General features: G+C 70.5%; 20 protein-coding genes and 1 riboswitch. Of the genes, 13 read left to right on the forward strand and 7 right to left on the reverse strand.

Annotated features, from left to right (window positions below; all coding sequences use genetic code 11):
- Window positions 1-45 precede the first annotated feature (45 nt).
- The 7 genes from O3X23_RS12275 (at window position 46) to def (ending at window position 6,017) form a co-directional block, all read left to right on the forward strand.
- The gene (locus tag O3X23_RS12275; RefSeq protein ID WP_443047833.1) at window positions 46-711 is read left to right on the forward strand and encodes a sigma-70 family RNA polymerase sigma factor; all 666 of its coding nucleotides are present in this window, start codon (window positions 46-48) and stop codon (window positions 709-711) included.
- The gene (rsrA, locus tag O3X23_RS12280; protein WP_269271335.1) at window positions 708-1,031 is read left to right on the forward strand and encodes a mycothiol system anti-sigma-R factor; all 324 of its coding nucleotides are present in this window, start codon (window positions 708-710) and stop codon (window positions 1,029-1,031) included. Before O3X23_RS12275 ends, rsrA begins: the two co-directional genes overlap by 4 nt.
- A 201-nt stretch (window positions 1,032-1,232) precedes the next feature.
- Complete coding sequence (locus O3X23_RS12285) at window positions 1,233-2,624, forward strand: HD-GYP domain-containing protein (protein WP_269271378.1); 1,392 nt, start codon at window positions 1,233-1,235, stop codon at window positions 2,622-2,624.
- A 113-nt stretch (window positions 2,625-2,737) separates the two neighbouring features.
- Window positions 2,738-4,012, forward strand: coding sequence for an HD domain-containing protein (locus tag O3X23_RS12290; protein WP_269271336.1), 1,275 nt, complete (start codon window positions 2,738-2,740; stop codon window positions 4,010-4,012).
- Window positions 4,013-4,105: 93 nt separating this feature from the next.
- On the forward strand, window positions 4,106-4,285 hold the full coding sequence (locus O3X23_RS12295) for a biotin/lipoyl-containing protein (RefSeq protein ID WP_269271379.1): 180 nt from the start codon (window positions 4,106-4,108) through the stop codon (window positions 4,283-4,285).
- A 17-nt stretch (window positions 4,286-4,302) separates the two neighbouring features.
- Window positions 4,303-5,298: a tetratricopeptide repeat protein gene (locus tag O3X23_RS12300; RefSeq protein WP_269271337.1), complete on the forward strand. Its 996-nt coding sequence runs from the start codon at window positions 4,303-4,305 to the stop codon at window positions 5,296-5,298.
- A gap of 62 nt (window positions 5,299-5,360) precedes the next feature.
- A complete protein-coding gene (gene def / locus O3X23_RS12305; protein WP_269271338.1) occupies window positions 5,361-6,017 on the forward strand; it encodes a peptide deformylase in 657 nt (218 codons plus the stop codon).
- 71 nt (window positions 6,018-6,088) lie between these two features.
- Here the strand turns inward: def and O3X23_RS12310 are convergent, their stop codons facing one another.
- From O3X23_RS12310 to O3X23_RS12325, 4 genes are all read right to left on the reverse strand, one after another.
- Window positions 6,089-7,111, reverse strand: coding sequence for a ribonucleotide-diphosphate reductase subunit beta (locus tag O3X23_RS12310; RefSeq protein WP_269271339.1), 1,023 nt, complete (start codon window positions 7,109-7,111; stop codon window positions 6,089-6,091).
- Window positions 7,111-9,468: a ribonucleoside-diphosphate reductase subunit alpha gene (locus O3X23_RS12315; protein WP_269271380.1), complete on the reverse strand. Its 2,358-nt coding sequence runs from the start codon at window positions 9,466-9,468 to the stop codon at window positions 7,111-7,113. The genes O3X23_RS12310 and O3X23_RS12315 overlap by 1 nt, the downstream gene beginning before the upstream one ends.
- Before the next feature lie 168 nt (window positions 9,469-9,636).
- Window positions 9,637-9,714: riboswitch (cobalamin riboswitch) on the reverse strand.
- Window positions 9,715-9,845: 131 nt separating this feature from the next.
- Entirely contained in the window at window positions 9,846-10,340 is a 495-nt protein-coding gene (locus tag O3X23_RS12320; protein WP_269271340.1) for a GNAT family N-acetyltransferase, read from the reverse strand.
- Between the two features lie 65 nt (window positions 10,341-10,405).
- Window positions 10,406-10,633, reverse strand: coding sequence for a hypothetical protein (locus O3X23_RS12325; protein WP_269271341.1), 228 nt, complete (start codon window positions 10,631-10,633; stop codon window positions 10,406-10,408).
- A gap of 114 nt (window positions 10,634-10,747) precedes the next feature.
- On the opposite strand from O3X23_RS12325, the gene O3X23_RS12330 reads away from it, so the two are divergent.
- A complete protein-coding gene (locus tag O3X23_RS12330; protein WP_269271342.1) occupies window positions 10,748-11,722 on the forward strand; it encodes a helix-turn-helix domain-containing protein in 975 nt (324 codons plus the stop codon).
- Between the two features lie 24 nt (window positions 11,723-11,746).
- Here the strand turns inward: O3X23_RS12330 and mctP are convergent, their stop codons facing one another.
- The 3 genes from mctP to O3X23_RS12345 form a co-directional block, all read right to left on the reverse strand.
- The gene (gene mctP / locus O3X23_RS12335; RefSeq protein WP_269271343.1) at window positions 11,747-13,375 is read right to left on the reverse strand and encodes a monocarboxylate uptake permease MctP; all 1,629 of its coding nucleotides are present in this window, start codon (window positions 13,373-13,375) and stop codon (window positions 11,747-11,749) included.
- On the reverse strand, window positions 13,372-13,638 hold the full coding sequence (locus O3X23_RS12340) for a DUF3311 domain-containing protein (protein ID WP_269271344.1): 267 nt from the start codon (window positions 13,636-13,638) through the stop codon (window positions 13,372-13,374). The genes mctP and O3X23_RS12340 overlap by 4 nt, the downstream gene beginning before the upstream one ends.
- A 179-nt stretch (window positions 13,639-13,817) precedes the next feature.
- Window positions 13,818-14,600: a GntR family transcriptional regulator gene (locus O3X23_RS12345; protein WP_269271381.1), complete on the reverse strand. Its 783-nt coding sequence runs from the start codon at window positions 14,598-14,600 to the stop codon at window positions 13,818-13,820.
- A gap of 319 nt (window positions 14,601-14,919) precedes the next feature.
- On the opposite strand from O3X23_RS12345, the gene O3X23_RS12350 reads away from it, so the two are divergent.
- From O3X23_RS12350 to O3X23_RS12370, 5 genes are all read left to right on the forward strand, one after another.
- Window positions 14,920-16,215 (forward strand): extracellular solute-binding protein, encoded by a 1,296-nt coding sequence (locus tag O3X23_RS12350; RefSeq protein ID WP_269271345.1) that lies wholly within the window; start codon window positions 14,920-14,922, stop codon window positions 16,213-16,215.
- Window positions 16,216-16,324: 109 nt separating this feature from the next.
- Complete coding sequence (locus O3X23_RS12355) at window positions 16,325-17,332, forward strand: carbohydrate ABC transporter permease (protein WP_269271346.1); 1,008 nt, start codon at window positions 16,325-16,327, stop codon at window positions 17,330-17,332.
- Window positions 17,329-18,183 carry a carbohydrate ABC transporter permease gene (locus O3X23_RS12360; RefSeq protein ID WP_269271347.1) on the forward strand — a complete coding sequence of 285 codons (855 nt, stop codon included), beginning with the start codon at window positions 17,329-17,331 and terminating at the stop codon, window positions 18,181-18,183. The genes O3X23_RS12355 and O3X23_RS12360 overlap by 4 nt, the downstream gene beginning before the upstream one ends.
- Entirely contained in the window at window positions 18,180-19,724 is a 1,545-nt protein-coding gene (locus tag O3X23_RS12365; RefSeq protein WP_269271348.1) for a glycoside hydrolase family 3 protein, read from the forward strand. The genes O3X23_RS12360 and O3X23_RS12365 overlap by 4 nt, the downstream gene beginning before the upstream one ends.
- 39 nt (window positions 19,725-19,763) lie before the next feature.
- A complete protein-coding gene (locus O3X23_RS12370) occupies window positions 19,764-20,834 on the forward strand; it encodes an SIS domain-containing protein (RefSeq protein ID WP_269271349.1) in 1,071 nt (356 codons plus the stop codon).
- The last annotated feature ends 276 nt before the right edge of the window (window positions 20,835-21,110 follow it).

Below are 21,110 nucleotides of genomic sequence, written 5' to 3' on the forward strand. Positions count from 1 at the left end.
GAACCGAGCGGGTCCGGCTTCGGCCCCGTGACCGTTTTGGAGGAGGTGGTTCCGGTCACCGGCACCGACGACGGCACAGCGGGTGCTGCGGGCACGGCCGGCGAGGAAGCACAGGAGAGCTCCGCGGAGCGCAACGAGCGTTTCGAGCGCGACGCCCTCACGTTCCTCGACCAGATGTACTCGGCCGCGCTGCGGATGACCCGCAACCCCGCGGACGCCGAGGACCTGGTGCAGGAGACGTACGCGAAGGCGTACGCGTCCTTCCACCAGTTCCGCGAGGGCACGAACCTCAAGGCGTGGCTCTACCGCATCCTCACCAACAGTTTCATCAACTCCTACCGCAAGAAGCAGCGCGAGCCGCTGCGCAGCGGGTCGGAGGAGATCGAGGACTGGCAGCTCGCACGAGCCGAGTCGCACATGTCGACCGGCCTGCGTTCGGCCGAGTCCCAGGCACTCGACCACCTGCCCGACTCCGACGTGAAGTCGGCGCTGCAGGCGATCCCCGAGGAATTCCGCATCGCGGTCTATCTCGCGGATGTCGAGGGCTTTGCGTACAAGGAGATCGCCGACATCATGGGGACACCCATCGGCACGGTGATGTCCCGACTGCACCGCGGGCGGCGCCAGTTGCGCTCGATGCTCGAGGACTACGCCCGTGAGCGCGGGCTCGTCCCGGCCGGCGCGGGAGACGAGAAGGGCTCAGGGACATGAGCTGCGGCAACGCACATGAGACGGACTGCTCCGAGGTGCTCGACCACCTCTACGAGTACCTCGACGAGGAGATGTCCGACGACGCCTGCGCCAAGTTCAGGGAGCACTTCGACGAGTGCCACCCCTGCTTGGAGAAGTACGGCCTCGAGCAGGCGGTGAAGAAGCTCGTCAAGCGCTGCTGCGGCCATGACGACGTTCCCACCGACCTCAGGTCGAAGGTCATGATGCGGATCGAGCTGATCCGTTCCGGCGAGATCGCGCCGGTGCCGGAACAGGCACCCGAGATCATCGCCGGGAGCGGAGCCGAAGCTCACCCGTAAGGGTGACTGACGACGGCGCCATTCCGCCCAAACCGCACATCGGTCTCCCGCCCGACAGGCGCGGCCCTATCCTCCGAGGACTCATCGGGGGCTGAGCCGCGCCCGTCGCAGGCACTGGGAGGCAGGGTGCTGGGTTCGAGGATCCTGGCGGGCCGCTCGGCGGTCGGGGCGAACCGCCTGCGGTCGAGGATCGGCGTGAGTCTGCGGACCCTGCCGCCGATCGCCCGCGGCTACATCGCGGTGGTCCTGCTCGGGGCCGCCCTCTGCGCGGCCCCGGCGCTCGACGGCCGGACGCCCTGGCCGACGGTCGGTGTCCTCGCCGTCCTCTACGCGGTCTGCGAGCTGGGCTTCCTGCCCGCGGGACGCGGGGACCAGCCGGCCGCGGGCCGGGACACCGGGGGCGACGCGCCCGCCGGGATCGGCTCGTTCTACCCCGTGCTGCTCGCCGCGGCCCTGATGCTGCCGCCGTCCGCCGCCGCGCTCGTCGCCCTGCCGGGATCGCTGGTCGGCCGGGTCGGACGGAGCCCGCGGTGGCTGAGGCGCTTATGGCGGGCCGGCCAACTCGCCGTCGCCACCTTCGCCGCGGGTCACGCGCAGCGGCTGCTGGACGGCGAACGCGCCCTGCGCGAGCTCGACTTCCCGTATCTGCTGCTGCCTGCCGCCGCGGCCGCGCTCACCTTCTGCGCGGTGGCGACCACGCTCGTGGGCGGCGTGCTCGTCACCGCCGAGCGCTGCCCGCCGCGTGCCGCCTGGGCCACCCCGCTGCTGGGATCGATCGCCCCGCACCTGACCTACGGGATGGTCGGGCTGATGATGGCGGCGCTGTGGCGCGGCTCGTACGGGGCCTTCGCCGCCGTCCTGGTGCTGCTCCCCATGCACATCGCCTGCTGGGTCTTCGCGCAGGTCCACCGGGAACACACCGCACACCGGGCCACCGTCCGGGCCCTCGTGCAGGCCGTCGAGATCAAGGACCGCTACACGCGCGGCCACAGCGAACGCGTCGGCCGCGCCTCGGTGTTCATCGCCCGCGAGCTGGGCATGGCCGAGGACCGGGTCGACGCGCTGCGCTTCGCCGGGATCCTGCACGACATCGGCAAGATCGGCGTTCCCACCCGGCTGCTGCGGAAGAACGGGCCGCTGACGCCGGAGGAGCGCCGGGTGATCGAACTGCACCCGGAGTACGGCCATGAGGTGGTGCGCGGCATCGCGTTCCTCGGCGAGGCCCGCGCCGCGATCCTGCACCACCACGAACGGATGGACGGCCGCGGCTACCCCTTCGGGCTGACCGGCGACGAGATCCCCGAGTTCGCCCGTGTCGTCGCCGTCGCCGACGCCTTCGACGCGATGACGTCCACCCGCAGCTACCGCCGGGCCAGGGGCGTCGGCGAGGCGCTGGCCGAACTCCGCCGCTGCGCGGGGAGCCATTTCGACCCGGTCATGGTCACCGGCCTCATCAGCGCGCTCGACCGGCACGTCTGGACCCCCACCGCGACGGCCGACGTGCCCGACCTGCCCGCCCCCGGCGCTCCCGACCTCCCGCCGCCGCGCTCCGCGGGCAGCGCCACCACCCCCGCACCGGACCGCCGCCCATGACGGCGCCCCGGGACGATTCCGCCGCCCGGCCACCCCGATGGCCCCCGGCCGGCAGACCCCGGCACGGACGGCACGGCCAGGGCACGTCCCGAGGCCCCCGCACGCCCGCCGTCGTGGGGGCCGCCTACGCGGCGACCACGCTGCTCACCGCCGTGGCGATCGGCTGGACGGCGTGGACCGGCGTCGCGGAGCCCGCGACGGCCGCCGCCTTCGGCGCGCTGGTCACGGTGGGGGAGGCGACCCGGATCCCGCTGCCCGGCGACCGCGAGGCGGCGCCGCTGGCCACCGCGGGGGCGCTGGCTTACGCGCTGCTCGGCGAGACGGATGGCAGCCGGACCTCGCACGGCGTTCTGCAGGTCGTCGCGGTCGTCGTGGTGGCCGCCGCGCTCGGCCGGTTCGCCCGTGCCCTGCCCTGCGCCCGCAGGGCCGTCCCCCGCGCCGCGGACGCCGGTGACGCGCGCTCCCCCGACCACGCCGCCCGCCGCGTCCTCGCCGTGGCCTTCGCCGCCACCTGCTTCCAGCCGCTCCACAACTCCGGCCTGCTGGTGCGGTTCCTCGACCCCGGCCCGCTCTACGCGCTGTTCCTGTTCGCGCTGCTCGCGCTCACCGCGCTGTGCGACGCCGTCCTGGCGGCCGTCCTCGCCACCGCCAGGACCGGGCACCCCTTCACCCCGGTCCTGCGAGACGAGCTGCGCGCGCTGGCCACCATCGGCTCCGCCGTCTGCGCGGGCGGTGTCGTGATGGCCCTGGCGGTCGGCGTCGCCGGGCTCTGGGCGCTACCCGTCTTCAGCCTCCCGCTGCTCCTCACCCAGGCCTCGTTCCGCCGCCACGCCGCGATCCGGGCCACCTACCGGCAGACCATCGCCTCCCTCGCCCGCGCCACCGAGGTGGCGGGCTACACCCCCGCCGGCCACGCGCGCCGGGTGACCGCCCTCAGCCGGGAGGTCGGCCGGGAGCTGGGGATGGCGCAGCGCGAGCTGCTGCTCCTGGAGTACGCCGCCCTCATGCACGACATCGGCCAGCTCTCCCTCGTCGACCCCGTACCGGGCGGTGCCACCGAGCCGCTCGCATCCGGGGAGCAGCGCCGCATCGCGCTGCTGGGCGGTGTCGTAGTCCGGCAGACCGGCGTTCCGGCCGAGGTCGCCGTGATCGTCGAGAGCCAGGCCGACCCGTACCGCGAACAGCCCCTTGCCGGCCGTATCGTCCGCGCCGTCAACGCGTACGAGGACCTCACCGGCGGGTCGGCGGCCCTGGAGCGCCGTCTGGCGGCCGTGGAGCGGCTGCGGCTCTCCACCGCCAGGGACTACGATCCGGCCGTCGTGCGCGCGCTGACCCGGGTTCTCGCCCGTGGCGGGGCGGGCGGGCCACCGGGGGGAAACGGACGGTAATGAGCGGTGCCCGCGACCGGCATGGTTGGATGCGGCTGGGGATGGCAAGGAGGAGTGGTGAGGGCCGGAATCCGGGCTGAGACCACGGCCGATATGTGGAAGGTTGTCACTGACCGGGGAGACAACCTGCGGGGGAACGGGAGCGTCGTCATGCTGGAGACCGTGGAGCGGGAAATCCCGGTACTCACCGAGATGCCGGGAATCGTCACCGGGCTGAAGGTGTCCGAGGGGGACGTGGTGCGGAAAGGCGACGTCCTGGCCGTGATCGGCTGAGCAGGCAGGCGGGAATCGTGAGGATCTTCGGCAGAGTGCGGCACCGGCCCTCCCCTACGTGGCGGCAGGCCACCGACCGCGCCTTCTCGCTCATCGGCGACGGGCGCTACGAGGATGCGGGAGCGCTGCTCACGCGTGCCGCCGACATGGAACCGTGGCTCTCGGAGTCCTGGTACAACCTCGCGCTGCTCCACAAGTTCCGCCACGACTGGGAGCAGGCCCGCACGGCCGGGCTGCGCGCCGTGGCCCTGCTGGACCGTGACGCGGGCGCCCCGGACTGGTGGAACCTCGGCATCGCGGCCACGGCCCTCCAGGACTGGCCGCTGGCCCGCCGCTCCTGGCAGGCGTACGGGCTGCGGCTGCCGTCCGGCTCCGCGGAGACCGCGTCCGAGGAGGCGGTCCGGCTGGCACTGGGCAGCGCCGCCGTCCGGCTGTCGCCGGAGGGCGAGGCCGAGGTCGTCTGGGGCCGCCGGCTGGATCCGGCGCGCATCGAGGTGCTGAGCATCCCGCTGCCGTCCTCCGGCCGCCGCTGGGGCGAGGTCGTGCTGCACGACGGCGTCCCGCACGGTGAGCGCGCGACCGCGGAGGGCTCCGCGAAGTCGGTGTACCCGGTGTTCGACGAGATCGAGCTGTGGGCGCCCTCGCCGGTGCCCACGTGGCTGGTCCTGCTGGAGGCCGCCACCGCTGCCGACCGGGACGCCCTGGAGCGGCTGGCCGCCGACGCGGGCTTCGCCGCCGAGGACTGGTCGTCGTCCGTGCGGCTGCTGTGCCGTACCTGTTCGGAGAGCCGGATGCCCACCGACGACGGCTCCTCGACCTCCCGGGACCCCCACGACCACGGGGAGCCCGGCCACCCGGGCCATCTCAGCCACCACAGCGCGGGCTCCTTGTGGGTCCCCGAACGTGAGTGCGGCATAGCGGCACCCGCCGCCCTCGTACGGGGCCTTCTCGACAGCTGGATCGCCGACAGCCCGGACACCCGGGACTGGCGGGATCTGGAGGAGGTCTGCTGACCTTGCGCGGCCCCGTACGCTTGACGGGTCTATGACGGAACTGGGAAGGCGTACGGCGGAACATGTCGCAGCAGGAATCCGAGAAGCAGCAGGACCGGCACGTCCACGTGCACGATGAGGCGTCGGGGTTCCTCGACGACGTCACGGACGCCGAGGCGCGCGAGCTGGCGTACCGCGAGCGCGGGACGGCCCGCCCGATCACCGTCGTGGGCAACCCGGTGCTCCACAAGGAGTGCCGCGACGTCACGGACTTCGACGACGCGCTGGCCGCCCTCGTGGACGACATGTTCGCGAGCCAGAAGGCCGCCGAGGGTGTCGGCCTGGCCGCCAACCAGATCGGTGTCGACCTCAAGGTCTTCGTCTACGACTGCCCGGACGACGACGGCCTGCGCCACACCGGCGCCATCTGCAACCCCGTCCTCGACGAGATCCCCGCCGACCGGCGCGTGCTCGACGACTCCAACGAGGGCTGCCTCTCGGTGCCCGGCGCCTACATGGAGCTGGCCCGCCCGGACTACGCGATCGTCCGTGGCCTGGACCTCCAGGGCAACCCCATCGCCCTGGAGGGCACCGGCTACTTCGCCCGCTGCCTCCAGCACGAGACCGACCACCTCTACGGCCGCCTCTACATCGACCGCCTCTCCAAGCGCGACCGCAAGGACGTCCTGCGCCAGATGGAAGAAGCCACCCCGAAGTTCGAAACGGTCCCCAACGACTGACCGCCGCTTTCAGCAACGCGTAAGGGCCCCGCTCCTGGAGCGGGGCCCTTACGCGTTGCCCGGCGCGCCGTCTAGAAGTCGTCGTCGAAGGCGACCGTGCCCTCGACCGCCACCTGGTAGGCGGAGGCGCGGCGTTCGAAGAAGTTGGTCAGTTCCTGGACGCCCTGGAGCTCCATGAAGGAGAAGGGGTTCTCGGAGCCGTAGACCGGCTTGATGCCGAGCCGGGCGAGGCGCTGGTCGGCGACGCACTGGAGGTACTCGCGCATCGACTCGGTGTTCATGCCCGGCAGGCCGTCACCGCACAGGTCGCGGCCGAACTGCAGTTCCGCCTCGACGGCCTCGCGGATCATGTCGGTGATCTGCTGGTCGAGTTCCGCGTCGAAGAGGTCCGGCTCCTCCTCGCGGACGGTGTCGACGAACGCGAACGCGGCGTCCATGTGGCCGGTCTCGTCCCGGAAGACCCAGTTGGTGCCGGTCGCCAGGCCGTGCAGCAGGCCCCGCGAGCGGAACCAGTAGACGTAGGCGAAGGCGCCGTAGAAGAACAGCCCCTCGATGCAGGCCGCGAAGCAGATGAGGTTGAGCAGGAAGCGGCGGCGGTCGGCCCTCGACTCCAGCCGGTCGATCTTCTCGACCGAGTCCATCCACTTGAAGCAGAACTGCGCCTTCTCGCGGATCGACGGGATGCTCTCGACCGCGTCGAACGCGGCGGCCCGGTCGTCCGGGTCGGGGAGGTACGTGTCGAGCAGCGTCAGATAGAACTGGACGTGCACGGCCTCCTCGAAGAGCTGGCGGGACAGGTAGAGCCGGGCCTCGGGCGAGTTGATGTGCTTGTAGAGCGTGAGCACGAGGTTGTTGGAGACGATCGAGTCGCCGGTCGCGAAGAACGCGACGAGACGCCCGATCATGTGCTGCTCACCGGGGGAGAGCTTGGCGAGGTCCGCGACGTCGGAGTGGAGGTCGACCTCCTCGACGGACCAGGTGTTCTTGATCGCGTTGTGGTAGCGCTCGTAGAACTCCGGGTACCGCATGGGGCGCAGGGTCAGCTCGAAGCCCGGGTCCAGCAGGTGCTTCTCTTGGTTCGTTGTGGTCGGCATTACTGGCAGGCCTCGCAGGACTCGGGGTTTTCCAGGGAGCAGGCGACGGCGTCGTCGTCGGTCGTCTGCTGGAGGGGGATGGGTGCGGCCACCGGTGCCGCCGGGGCCGCCGCGGCGGCGCGGGCGATCCGGGTAGCGGGGCGGGACCGCAGGTAGTACGTGGTCTTCAGGCCCTGCTTCCAGGCGTACGCGTACATCGAGCTGAGCTTGCCGATGGTCGGCGAGGCCATGAAGAGGTTCAGCGACTGGCTCTGGTCCAGGTACGGGGTGCGCGCCGCGGCCATGTCGATCAGGGCGCGCTGCGGCAGCTCCCAGGCGGTGCGGTACAGGGCCCGCACCTCGGCCGGGATCCAGCTGAAGCCCTCGACGGAGCCGTTGGACTCGCGCAGGGCCTCGCGGGACTGGGCGTCCCAGACGCCGAGTTCCTTGAGCTCGTTCACCAGGTAGGAGTTGACCTGGAGGAACTCACCCGACAGCGTCTCGCGCTTGAAGAGGTTGGAGACCTGCGGCTCGATGCACTCGTAGACGCCCGCGATCGAGGCGATCGTCGCGGTCGGCGCGATGGCCAGCAGCAGGGAGTTGCGCATGCCGGTCTTCGCGATCCGGGCGCGCAGCGCGTCCCAGCGCTCCGGCCAGAGCGAGTCGGCGGTGTCGTAGTGGTCGGGGTGCAGCACGCCCTGGGCGGTACGGGTCTGCTCCCAGGCGGGGTGCGGGCCGTGGCGCTCGGCGAGGGTGGCGGACGCCTCGTACGCGGCGAGCATGATCCGCTCGGAGATCCGGGTGGAGAGCGTCCGCGCCTCGGCGGAGTCGAACGGCAGCCGCAGCTTGAAGAAGACGTCCTGCAGGCCCATCAGGCCCAGGCCCACCGGCCGCCAGCGGGAGTTCGACGAGCCGGCCTGCTCGGTCGGGTAGAAGTTGATGTCCACCACGCGGTCGAGGAAGGTGACGGCGGTGCGGACCGTCGCGTCGAGCTTCTGCCAGTCCATCTCACCGTCGGTACCGAGGTGCTGCGAGAGGTTGACCGAGCCGAGGTTGCAGACGGCGGTCTCGCCGTCGTCGGAGACCTCCAGGATCTCGGTGCACAGGTTCGAGGAGTGGACGACGTTGCCGGGCAGCGCCGTCTGGTTGGCGGTGCGGTTGGCGGAGTCCTTGAAGTTCAGCCAGCCGTTGCCGGTCTGCGCGAGGGTGCGCATCATCCGGGCGTAGAGCTGGCGGGCCGGGATGGTCTTGATCGCCAGGCCGGCGTCCTCGGCCTTGCGGTAGGCCGCGTCGAAGTCGCCGCCCCACAGGTCGACGAGCTCGGGCACGTCGGCGGGGGAGAACAGCGACCAGTCCGTGTCGGCGTCCACCCGGCGCATGAACTCGTCGGGGATCCAGTGCGCGAGGTTGAGGTTGTGCGTGCGCCTGGCCTCCTCGCCGGTGTTGTCGCGCAGCTCCAGGAACTCCTCGATGTCGGCGTGCCACGTCTCCAGGTAGACGGCGGCGGCGCCCTTGCGCCGGCCGCCCTGGTTGACGGCGGCGACGGACGCGTCGAGGGTGCGCAGGAACGGGACGATGCCGTTGGAGTGCCCGTTGGTGCCGCGGATCAGCGAGCCGCGGGAGCGGATCCGGCTGAACGGGATGCCGATGCCGCCGGCGTGCTTCGACAGCCGGGCGACCTGGTGGTAGCGGTCGTAGATCGAGTCCAGCTCGTCGAGCGGGGAGTCCAGCAGGTAGCACGAGGACATCTGCGGGTGCCGGGTGCCGGAGTTGAAGAGTGTGGGGGAGCTGGGGAGGTAGGAGAGCGTGCTGGTCAGCGCGTAGAGCTCGCCGACCTCGACGAGGGCGCGCACCGAGTGGTCCTCGGCCAGGCCGCAGGCGACGCGCAGCAGGAAGTGCTGCGGGGTCTCGATGACCTGGCGGGTGATCGGGTGCCGGAGCAGGTAGCGGCTGTGCAGGGTGCGCAGGCCGAAGTACTCGAGGCGGTCGTCGGCCGTGTCGTCGATCATCGCGTCCAGGCGGGCGGCGTGCAGCAGGACGAACTCGGCCGTGGCGTCGGCGATCAGGCCTTCGCGGTGCCCGACGGCGATGGAGGCGGAGAAGGAGACCGCGCCCTGCCCCGCCGCCTCGTCGGCGACGGCGCGGGCCAGCAGCCTGGCCGCGAGCCGGCTGTACTGGGGGTCCTCGGAGATGAGCCCGGCGGCGGCCTCCGTGGCCAGCGCCCGCAGTTCGGCCTCGTCCGATCCGGCGTTGCGGCCGCGCAGGGCCGCGGCGGCGACCCGGCCGGGGTCGGTGTCGGGGAGGTCGACGGTCAGTTCCGTCAGGGTGTGCAGCAGGATGGTTCCTGCTGAGGCGGGGGCTGCGGGCGCGATGGTCACGTTGGTGCTCTCTCCCTCGAACGCGGCGACGGCGTCGCGAGGGGAGGAGCAGGCGCGTTCGGGCACACCGCATCAGCGCAGGGGTGTGCCATGTCGCGTCCGCCGACCCAACCCGCGAGGCCCGGACAACACTGCATCCGGAAGGCAGGACCGGATGCGCCGTCGGCAGGTGGCCGGACTGTGCGGGCGTGCGCAGGCACGACCGCTCACCGTTGCGGGGCAGTGCCGGATTCTCACCGGCTTCCCCTGCGTGGACAGCGGTCCTGAGCATACATCTAGTGGCGCCTCGCAGCGTTACCCCCAGATGTTGTGTCTGGTGTGTTGCGCGGTGGACGGTATGCGTCGCAAGGGGAGGGCGTGCCCGGCACGTTGCCGCGCTACAGCGGCAGGGCGTACGTGAACAGGTCGACGTTCGGAACGGGCGACCAGTCGCGCTCCGGGGTGCGCCGGAACCCGAGCCGTTCGTAGATGCGGTGGGCGCCGCTCATCGACTGCTGGGTGGACATCACCAGTTGCCGGACGCCCAGGGCGCGGGCCCGCTCCACGCAGGCCAGGACGAGGGCCTCGCCGGCGCCGCGGCCGCGCGCGGCGGGGTCGACGCCGAGCATCCGGAACTCCGCCTCGCCGTCCCGGGCTATGTCGCCCCATGGGCTGCCGGGAGGGGCGAACGTCACACAGCCGAGGAGCGTGTCGTCCGCCGCGTCGACCGCGACGAGCACCTCCGCTGCCGAGGCGCGGGCGCGGGCGTCCCGCAGCTTGGGGGCGTAGGTGCCGTCGGGCGAGGTGTGGCCGTCGGCGATGAAGGCCTCGGCGGTGATGCGGCCCGCCTCTTCGAGCTCGTCCGCTCGCGCGGGGCGGATGACGATGTCCATCCCCGCAGTCTGCCGCATGGCCCGTGGTTGCCCGTGTCGGCCCGTGGGGAGCGGCGCGTGGGGGTTCAGACGATCGGGCTGAAGGAGCCGCGGGTGAGTTCCTCCCCCACCCTCCGGGCGGGGGTGCCCCCAGTGCGGGCGGTCGCCGACTGCTCCTCGAGACGCCGCTCGGCGGCCCGGGCGGCGCGGATCTGACGGGAGATGCGCAGCTCGGCCCGGAAGGCGATCAGGGACGGCAGAGCGACCAGGAGGATCAGGGCGGTGGCGGCCAGGAAGCCGAGGAATGTGTTCATGCATCTATTTTCGCGGGGGCCGCCCCGGACCGGGAGTGGCAGGACTGACGCGCTACCGCAAATTACTGCCAACCGAGACTGCCCAGGGGAACCGCCGGGTGAGATGCTGGGGCCATGCTGGAAAACGTGGCAGTGGTTCTGATGGAGGGCGGACACACCTTCGAACTGGGCGTCGTCTGCGAGGTCTTCGGCATCGACCGCAGCGAGCAGGGGCTGCCCGTCTACGACTTCGCCGTCGTCGGGATCGGCGCCTCCCCCGTCCGGCTGCAGAACGGCATGGACGTCACGGCGCCCTACGGCGTCGACCGGCTGGAGGAGGCGGACCTCATCGCCGTCCCGGCCGGGTGCGACTTCCCCGATCGGGCGGAGTACCCGCCGGAGCTGCTGCGCGCGCTGCGCGGCGCGGTGGAGCGCGGCGGCCGGGTGCTCAGCGTGTGCTCGGGAGCGTTCGTGCTGGGCGCGGCCGGGCTGCTGGACGGGCGGAGCTGCACCACGCACTGGCGGCACACGGAGGCGCTGGAGCGCCGTTTCCCGCTCGCGCGGGTCGAGGCGGACGTGCTGTACGTGGACGACGACCCGGTGATCACGTCGGCCGGCACGGCGGCGGGCATCGACGCCTGCCTGCACCTGGTCCGCAAGGAGCAGGGCAGCGCGGTCGCCAACGGCATCGCGCGGCGCATGGTGGTGCCGCCGCACCGGGAGGGCGGCCAGGCGCAGTACGTGGACCGGCCGCTGCCGCGCGGCCAGTGCGACACCGTGGGCGCCGTGCTGACCTGGATGGAGCGCCATCTGGACCGCGAGGTCACCGTCGAGGAGCTGGCGACCCGCGCCCACATGTCGCCGCGCACCTTCGCGCGCCGCTTCCAGCAGGAGACGGGCACCACCCCGTACCGCTGGCTGCTGGGGCAGCGCGTGCTGCTGGCGCGCGAGTTGCTGGAGGGGACGGACGAGACGATGGACGCGATCGCCGCCCGCGCGGGCTTCGGCAGCGCGGCGACCCTGCGCCACCACTTCGTCCAGTGGGTGGGCACCACGCCGCAGTCCTACCGCCGGACGTTCAGGGACCCGGTGCCCGCGCCGAGCGCGTGACACCGGGTCCCCGGGAAGCGGGCCTCAGGCGGTCGCCAGAGGCAGTTCCTCCTTGACGCCCGGCTCGCCGGAGTCCGCCGTGTAGTCGGACGGGGACGTCTCGTCGACGCCCTCGGGCGCCTTGAGCGCCTTGAGGACGAAGGTCAGGACGACCGAGATGACGATGTTGATCACGAAGGCGGTGAGCCCGATGTACCCCTTCTCACCGATGTACGGGATGAGGTCGGCGTTGCCGGCGAAGTGGTTCTGCGCCGGGGTGTGCTGCTCGTACGCCTTCCACGTGCCGTAGGCCATGCCCGCGGCCCAGCCCGCCAGCAGCGCCCAGCGGTGGAACCACCGGGTGAACAGGCCACCGACGATGGCGGGGACGGTCTGCAGGATCCAGATGCCGCCCAGCAGCTGGAAGTTGATCGCGACCGTCTTGTCCATGGTGAGGACGAATATCAGCGCGCCCACCTTCACCAGCAGCGACACCAGCTTGGAGACCTTGGTCTCCTGCGCGGGCGTCGCGTCGGGCTTGATGAAGTCCTTGTAGATGTTGCGGGTGAACAGGTTGGCCGCGGCGATCGACATGATGGCCGCGGGCACCAGTGCGCCGATGCCGATGGCGGCGAACGCCACTCCCGCGAACCAGTCGGGGAACATGTTCTCGAACAGCTGCGGGATCGCCGTCTGCGGGTTGTACCCCTTCACCCCGACGCCGACGCCGGCCGCCAGCGCCATGAAGCCGAGCATGGCGAGCAGGCCCAGCATCAGGGAGTACAGCGGCAGGATGGTGGTGTTGCGGCGGATGACGTTGCGGCTCTTGCCGGACAGCACCGCGGTCACCGAGTGCGGATACAGGAACAGCGCCATGGCCGAGCCGAGCGCCAGCGTCGCGTACGCCCACTGCGCCTGCGGCCCGGAGACCAGCGAGCCGCGGGGCTTGCCGGTCGCCGGGTTGACGGTGGCGTACGCCTTGCCCGCCTTGTCGAAGACGTCGTCGAAGCCGCCCAGCTTGTACGGGATGTAGATGATCGCCACCGCGATGACGATGTAGATCAGCGCGTCCTTGACGAACGCGATCATCGCGGGCGCGCGCAGCCCCGAGGAGTACGTGTACGCCGCGAGCACCCCGAACGCGATCAGCAGCGGGAGGTCCTTCATGAACCAGCTGGCGTTCTCACCGCCGCCCACGCCCATCACGTCCAGGACCGCCTGGATCCCGACGAGCTGCAGCGCGATGTACGGCATCGTGGCGAGGATGCCGGTGACGGCCATCGCCAGCGACAGGCCCTTGGAGCCGAAACGGCCGCGGATGAAGTCCGAGGACGTGATGTAGCCGTGCTTGTGCGAGATCGACCAGAGCCGCGGCAGGAAGAGGAAGACCAGCGGGTACGTGATGATCGTGTACGGCACCGCGAAGAAGCCGGCCGCGCCCGCCGCGTAGATCGCCGCCGGGACGGCGACGAAGGTGTACGCGGTGTAGAGGTCGCCGCCGAGCAGGAACCAGGTGATCCAGGTGCCGAAACTCCGGCCGCCCAGCCCCCATTCGTCGAGGCTCAGCGAGTTCTCCGCGCGCCGCCAGCGCGCCGCCAGGAATCCCATGGCGGTGACCGCCACGAAGAAGAAGATGAAGACGCCGAGCGCCACACCGTTGACGCCACCACTCATGACGAGGCCCCCTTGCGTGCGCGTTCCTCACGGCGGACCAGGAGGTAGGCGATCGTGGTCAGTCCGGCCGAGATGAAGACCCAGGCCATCTGGTACCAGTAGAAGAACGGGATGCCGATGAACTCCGGCGTCAGGCGCGCGTAGGAGCTGACCCACAGCATCGCGATCAACGGGATGACCAGGCATACACCGGCCACCACACGCGAAGGTGTGACGACCGGTGTGCGGTTGGGCGTAGGCGGTGTTTCCGGTGGTGCTGACATCTTCTCGGCTCCGTCCCCTAGAGCGAATCTCCTGCGTAATGCGCAGGAAATCTAGGGCAGCACTCCGCCACACGTCACTAGCGGTCCGCATATCGGTACGGACTCGATCCCCGACGAGGGGGGAATCGGGTGGATCGGTGCGGTTATCGGCCGGGAGCCGGCCCGGGTCGGGCCCGCGTTCAGTCGGTGGGGCGGCTCAGCCTGGCGACGAACTTGTACCGGTCGCCGCGGTAGACGGAACGCACCCATTCGACCGGTTCGCCCGTGGTGTCGATGGAGTGCCGGGACAGCATCAGCATCGGCAGGCCGACGTCCGTGCCGAGCAGCCCCGCCTCGCGGGGGGTGGCCAGCGAGGTCTCGATGGTCTCCTCGGCCTCCGCCAGCCGCACGTCGTAGACCTCCGCCAGCGCCGTGTACAGCGAGGTGTACTTGGCGAGACTGCGGCGCAGCGCGGGGAAGCGCTTCGCCGACAGGTGGGTGATCTCGATTGCCATCGGCTCGCTGTTGGCGAGCCGCAGCCGCTCGATGCGCAGCACCCGGCCGCCGGCCTTCATGTCGAGGAGGCCGGCGAGCCGGTCGTCCGCGGTGATGTAGCCGATGTCCAGGAGTTGCGACGTGGGCTCCAGGCCCTGGGCGCGCATGTCCTCGGTGTACGAGGTGAGCTGCAGTGCCTGGGAGACCTTCGGCTTGGCGACGAAGGTGCCCTTGCCCTGAATGCGTTCGAGCCGCCCTTCGACCACCAGTTCCTGCAGGGCCTGCCGCACGGTGGTGCGGGAGGTGTCGAACTCCGCCGCGAGCGTGCGCTCGGGCGGGACCGGTGTGCCGGGCGGCATCGTCTGGGTGATGTCCAGCAGATGTCGCTTGAGGCGGTAGTACTTGGGCACACGCGCGGTGCGCCCGGCGGCGCCCGCCGTCTCCGGCACGTCCGATGCCGGCGTGCCGCCGCCCCCGTCGCTGTCCATGACGTCTACTCCCGACTGCTGTCGTGCTGCCGTCACCGGCTCCTCCGTCTATCGCGGCTCACATGGTGGCACGGGCTGCTGTGGTGGAGGGAGGCGATGGCAGGTGACGTCCCCCTCAGGTGTCGGTCCGATAACAGACCTAACAGCGCTTCTTATACACCCTTGACACCCCTAAAGGTCTAGGCCAAGCTGCGCTCACTGGTCTAAACCATTAAAGACCAATCCCAGACCCACAAGCAGGACGCGGCATTTGTCGTGTCTCGCGGCAGCCGGATTTCGGGCCGTGGGGGGTGGTTTCGGGCATCCTGAGGAGGGTGGCATGAAGCGTAAGCTCATCGCGGCAATCGGTGTCGCGACCATGATCGCTGGCGTCGCGGCCTGTGGCAGCGACAAGAAGGACGACGCGGCCGCGAAGCCGGCGGACCGCAAGGACACGGTGACCGTCTGGCTCATGAGCGACGCTCAGAGCACCTGGCCGGAGCTGGTCAAGAGCGTCAATGACGAGTTCAAGGCGAAGTACCCGAACGTCACCGTGAAGGTGCAGTACCAGCAGTGGAGTGACAAGGTCCAGAAGCTGGACGCCGCGCTCTCCGGCTCCAGCGCTCCGGACGTCGTCGAGCTCGGCAACACCGAGACCATGACCTACATCCTCAACGGTGCCCTCGCCGAGGTCGACAAGACCAAGTTCGAGAACTCCGCCACGTGGATCAAGGGCCTTGAGGACACCTGCTCGTACCAGGGCAAGCTCTACTGCGTGCCCTACTACGCCGGTGCCCGCGTGGCGATCTACAACACCGCCATCTTCAAGAGCGCCACCGGTTCGGCCGACCTGCCGAAGACCGAGGCCGACCTGACCGCCGCCCTGGACAAGATCCAGGCCGCGAAGGGCGGGGACAAGGCGTACTCGCCGCTCTACCTGCCGGGCGAGTACTGGTACGCGGCCATGTCCTACGTCAAGGCGTACGGCGGCCAGATCGCCAAGTACGACGGCGGCAAGTGGACCGGCACCCTGTCCTCCCCGGAGGCCCAGGAAGGCCTGAAGCACTTCATCGAGCTGGTCACCAAGTACAACCACGGTGACAAGACGAAGGACGAGGCCGACCACGCCGCGGTCATGGCGCAGGAGAAGACCGCGCTGATCTACGGCAACGGCTGGGAGTCCGGCAGCGTCGTCGACACCAAGGCGCCCGGCAACCCGAAGCTGAAGGACGTCATCAAGACGGCCGGCATGCCCGGCCCGAACGGCAAGGCGCTGCCGTCCTTCATCGGTGGCTCGGACCTCGCCGTCGTCGGCAAGTCCAAGGCCCAGGACCTCGCCAAGGAGTGGATCGCCGCCTTCACGAGCGAGAAGTCCGAAGCCGTGCTGGCGAGCAAGAAGATCCTCCCGAACAACACCAAGCAGCTCGAGCCGCTGAAGACCGACCCGGCCACCGCGCCGATCGCCAACGCGGTGCCCGACGCCTGGTTCACCCCGATCGCTCCGGGCTGGGCCACCATCGAGAAGCAGAACATCCTGAAGAACATGCTGCTCGACATCATCAAGGGCAAGTCCATCGCGGACGCCACCAAGGCGGCCGACGACAAGATCAACTCGCTGATCAACAACGCCTCCTGATCCCAGGCCCCGCCCGCGGGCGGGGAGAACGGCCTGAGGGGCGGACGGTCCACAGTCGTGGGCCGTCCGCCTCCGCACCCGGCCTGGACGACGAAGAAAGGTCAGCGAGATGAGTGCCGCCGACACGCATGCCACCGAGCCGCTGGAGCGGGGTCTCGCGAAGAGCCCGCCATCGGCTCAGGACCTGCCCGCGCGAGGGCGGGGCGGCCGCCGCCGGCCGGCCACCCGGCAGAACAGAACCCTGCCGTACCTGCTGATCGCCCCGGCCCTGCTGGTCATGGCGGGTGTGCTCGGCTGGCCGCTGATCGACACCGTGGTGCTGTCCTTCCAGGACATGCGCCGCAACAACCTCTGGGGCGGAACGACGCCCCCCTGGGTCGGCTTCGACCAGTACACGGAGATCCTCGGGGACTCCGAGTTCTGGCACGTGTTCATCCGCACGGCCGTCTTCGTCATCGTCTGCGTCTTCTTCACCATGCTGTTCGGGCTGCTCATAGCCATGCTGCTGCAGCGGGTGTCGCCCTGGCTCCGAGTGATGATCACGAGTGCGATGGTCGCCGTCTGGGCGATGCCGCTGCTGGTCTCCACCTCGGTCTTCAAGTTCATGTTCGACTCGGACTACGGGCTGGTCAACGAGCTGCTCAGCAAGCTCCCCGGAGTCGACTACGCCGGGCACAACTGGTTCCTCAACCCCACGTCCGGCCTGGCGATCATCGCCGCCCTGGTGGTCTGGGCGGCCATCCCCTTCATCGCCATCAGCCTGCACTCGGCGCTCACCCAGGTGCCCAAGGAGCTGGAGGAGGCGGCAAGGATCGACGGCGCCAGCGGCTTCGGCATCTTCCGGTTCGTCACCTTCCCGGTGATCAAGCCGGTCTTCGTCATGACCACCACGCTGTCGATCATCTGGGACTTCGGGGTGCTCGGCCAGGTGCTGCTGATGCGCAACAACCACCCGGAGCCGGACTACCAGCTGCTCGGCCTCTACTCCTTCACCCAGGCGTTCACCAGCAACTCCTTCAGCAGGGGTGCCGCGATCTCCATCATCACCGTGGTGATGCTGTCCGGTGTCTCCGTCTACTACCTGCGCCAGCTGATGAAGATCGGAGAGGTCGAGTGACTACCGCCGTCAAGGTCACCTACAAGAGCAAGAAGAAGAACCGGGCCGGCTGGAACGTCCTCGGCCTGCTCGTCTTCGTGGTCATGGGCTTCCCGGTCTACTGGATGGTCATCACCGCGCTGCGGCCCAGCACCGAGATCCTCAGCTACCACCAGAAGCTCTGGCCGAGCTCGATCACGTTCGACCAGTTCGACCGGGCGATGGACATGCCCAACTTCTGGGACAACGTGAAGAGCAGCGTCATCATCTCGGTGTTCGCCGTCCTGATCGCCATCGGCGTCGGACTGCTCGCCGCCTACGCGCTGGGCCGCTTCCACTTCTGGGGCCGCCGCGGACTGATGATCACGCTGCTGCTGATCCAGATGATCCCCGGCACGTCGATGCTGATCCCGATCTACATCCAGCTCAACGACATGGGCGGGCTGAACGAGTACTGGGGCGTCATCATCGTGTACGCGGCGACGACGCTGCCCTTCTCGGTGTGGATGCTGCGCGGATTCATCGTCAACATCCCCAAGGAGCTGGAGGAGTCGGCCATGGTCGACGGCTGCAGCCAGATGGCGGCCTTCCGCCGGGTGGTCTTCCCGCTGCTGGCCCCCGGGCTGGTCGCCGCCTCGATCTACGCCCTCATGACGGCGTGGAACGAATATCTTTTCGCCTACGTCCTGCTTCAGGACAACGACAAGTACACACTCAGCATTTGGCTGCTGAACTTCACCGGTCAGCGCGGCACCGACTTCGGCGCGCTGATGGCGGGCTCCATCCTGGTGGCCCTGCCCGTGGTGATCTTCTTCGTCATGGTCCAGCGCAAGGTCGCTTCCGGTCTGACCGCCGGGGCGGTGAAGGGATGACCGTCATTTCTACCGACTCCGCCCCCGACACTCTGACGCGGGACGCGCTCGCCGTCCTGCAGCCGGGGTTCATCGGGACCACCGCGCCCGAGTGGCTGCTGCTCCGGCTCGCCGAGGGGCTCGGCTCCGTGGCGCTCTTCGCCCGGAACATCGAGTCTCCCGAGCAGCTGTCCGCACTCACCGCGCAGTTGCGCGCGGTACGGGAGGACGTGCTGGTCGCCGTCGACGAGGAGGGCGGCGACGTCACCCGCCTCGAAGCGCGCACCGGGTCGTCCTTCCCCGGCAACCTCGCGCTCGGCGCGGTCGACGACGCGGACCTGACGCAGGAGGTGGCGGCGGAGCTCGGCCGCCGGCTCGGCACCTGCGGGGTCAACTTCAACTGGGCGCCGGTCGCCGACGTCAACTCCGACCCCGGCAACCCGGTGATCGGCGTACGGTCCTTCGGCTCCGACCCGCACCTGGTCGCGCGCAACACCGCCGCGTACATCACCGGTCTGCAGTCCGCCGGGGTGGCGGCCTGCACCAAGCACTTCCCCGGCCACGGTGACACGGCCGTCGACTCGCACCACTCGATGCCCAACATCGAGGTCGGCCTGCAGACCCTTCAGGACCGTGAACTGGTGCCCTTCCGGGCCGCCGTCGCCGCCGGGACCAAGGCCGTGATGAGCGCCCACATCCTGGTGCCGGCCCTCGACCCGGACCGGCCGGCCACGCTCAGCCCCAGCGCGCTCAACGGGCTGCTGCGCGCGCCCGTCGCGGACGGCGGCCTGGGCTACGACGGCGTCATCGTCACCGACGGCATCGAGATGCAGGCCATCGCGGCGACGTACGGCATCGAGCGCGGCACCGTCATGGCGCTGCTGGCCGGCGCCGACGCCATCTGTGTCGGCGGAGGTCTCGCCGACGAGGAGACCGTGCTGCGGCTGCGCGACGCCATCGTGCGTGCGGTGCGCGACGGCGATCTGCCCGAGGAGCGGCTCGCCGACGCCGCCGCCCGGGTGCGCTCGCTCGCGGCATGGACGGCCGAGCGGTCGGGTGCGGCGGAGGGGACCGCACCCGACCCCGAGGTCGGCCTCATCGCGGCCCGCCGGGCCGTCCGGGTGACCCGGACGGAGGAGTACGTGCCGGTCGCGACCGCGCCGTACGTGGCCGCCTTCACCCCGGTCGCGAACATCGCCGTCGGTACCGAGACGCCCTGGGGCGTGGCGGCGGAACTGGAGCGGCTGCTGCCCGGCACCGTGACGGGCACCTTCCGCGTGGCGGACATCGAGGACGGCGGAGTGGAGGGCCTGCGCGCGAAAGTGCTGCAGTCCGCGTCCGACCGTAGGATCGTCGCAGTGGTTCGTGACGTCCACCGCCACCCGTGGATGGCCGACGCGCTGGACGCCCTGCTCGCCGCCCGGCCGGACACGGTCGTGGTGGAGATGGGAGTGCCCCAGGCGCCGCCGTCCGGCGCGCTGCACATCGCGACCCACGGCGCGGCCCGTGTGTGCGGGCAAGCAGCCGCGGAGGTCATCGCCGGCAAGGAAGCCGGGGTCTGACCGGCGCGGACGACACGCAACAGCCTGGAGGCCCACCGCATGTCCGCCCCGACGCCGGCCCGGCAGATCCTGATGCCGGGCCGGATCATGTCCGGCGAGATGGCCGAGCAGCCCGCCGTGCTGCGACGCATCCTGGAGCGGGGGGCGCCCCGGATCCGCGCGGTCGCCGCGAAGGTCGCGGCGCGCGACCCGCGCTTCGTGCTGCTCACCGCCCGCGGCACGTCCGACAACGCGGCGCTGTACGCGAAGTACCTGATCGAGGTGCTGCTCGGCAAGCCCGCGGGGCTGACCTCCATGTCCACCACCACCGCGTACGGCGCCAAGCCGGACCTCACGGACTGCCTGGTGATCACCGTCAGCCAGTCCGGCGGCTCGCCCGACCTGGTGGCCTCCACCCGGGCGGCCCGCGAGGCCGGTGCGATCACCGTCGCGGTGACGAACAACCCGGACTCCCCGCTCGCCGAGGTCTCCGAGTTCCACATCGACGTGCTGGCGGGTCCGGAGAAGGCGCTGCCGGCGACCAAGACGTACACCGCCGAGCTGCTGGCCCTCTACCTGTTCGTCGAGGGGCTGCGGGGCGGCGACGGCGGGGCCGCCACGGTCCTGCCGGACCTCGCCGAGGGGATCCTGGCGCGCGGCGCCGAGGTCAAGGCGCTGGCCGGCCGCTACCGCTTCGCGGAGCGCATGGTCATCACCTCTCGCGGCTACGGCTACCCGACCGCGAGGGAGGCCGCGCTGAAGCTCATGGAGACCAGCTACATCCCGGCCCTGGCGTACTCGGGTGCGGACCTGCTGCACGGCCCGCTGGCCATGGTCGACAACATCTCGCCGGTGATCGCCATCGTCACCGAGGGCAAGGGCGGGGAGGCCCTCCAGCCGGTCCTGGACCGGCTGCGCGGCCGGGGCGCGGACCTGGTGGTCATCGGCCCGCAGGCGCAGGTGGACGCCGCCTCCGCGGGCTTCGCCCTGCCGACGAAGGGCGTCGCCGAGGAGGTCCAGCCGATCCTGGAGATCCTGCCGCTGCAGATGCTGGCCTACGAGGTCACCATCGCCCGCGGCCAGGACCCGGACGCCCCGCGCGCGCTCGCCAAGGTGACGGAGACGCACTGACCCCCACGGGTCGGACCGAACGTGAGAGGCCCCGTCGCGTGCTGCGACGGGGCCTTCCGCATGCGGTGGGGGTCTGCGTATGCGGTGGGGGCGGCCGGAACGGTGCCGGAAAACGCCACGGGCCGCGGCGCCGGGAAGGGACCCTCAGCCCTTCCAGCACCGCAGCCCGGAGCTGATGTCGACGCCGTGGCCGACGGGGTGTGCGGTTCCCCGTGGCCCATCAGGAGCCGACCGGTGAGGCCGCGGCGTAGTCAGGGCAGAGAACGCCTGGCCTCG

Origin of the sequence: Streptomyces sp. H39-S7, from assembly GCF_027158205.1 — a bacterium.
GTDB lineage: Bacteria > Actinomycetota > Actinomycetes > Streptomycetales > Streptomycetaceae > Actinacidiphila.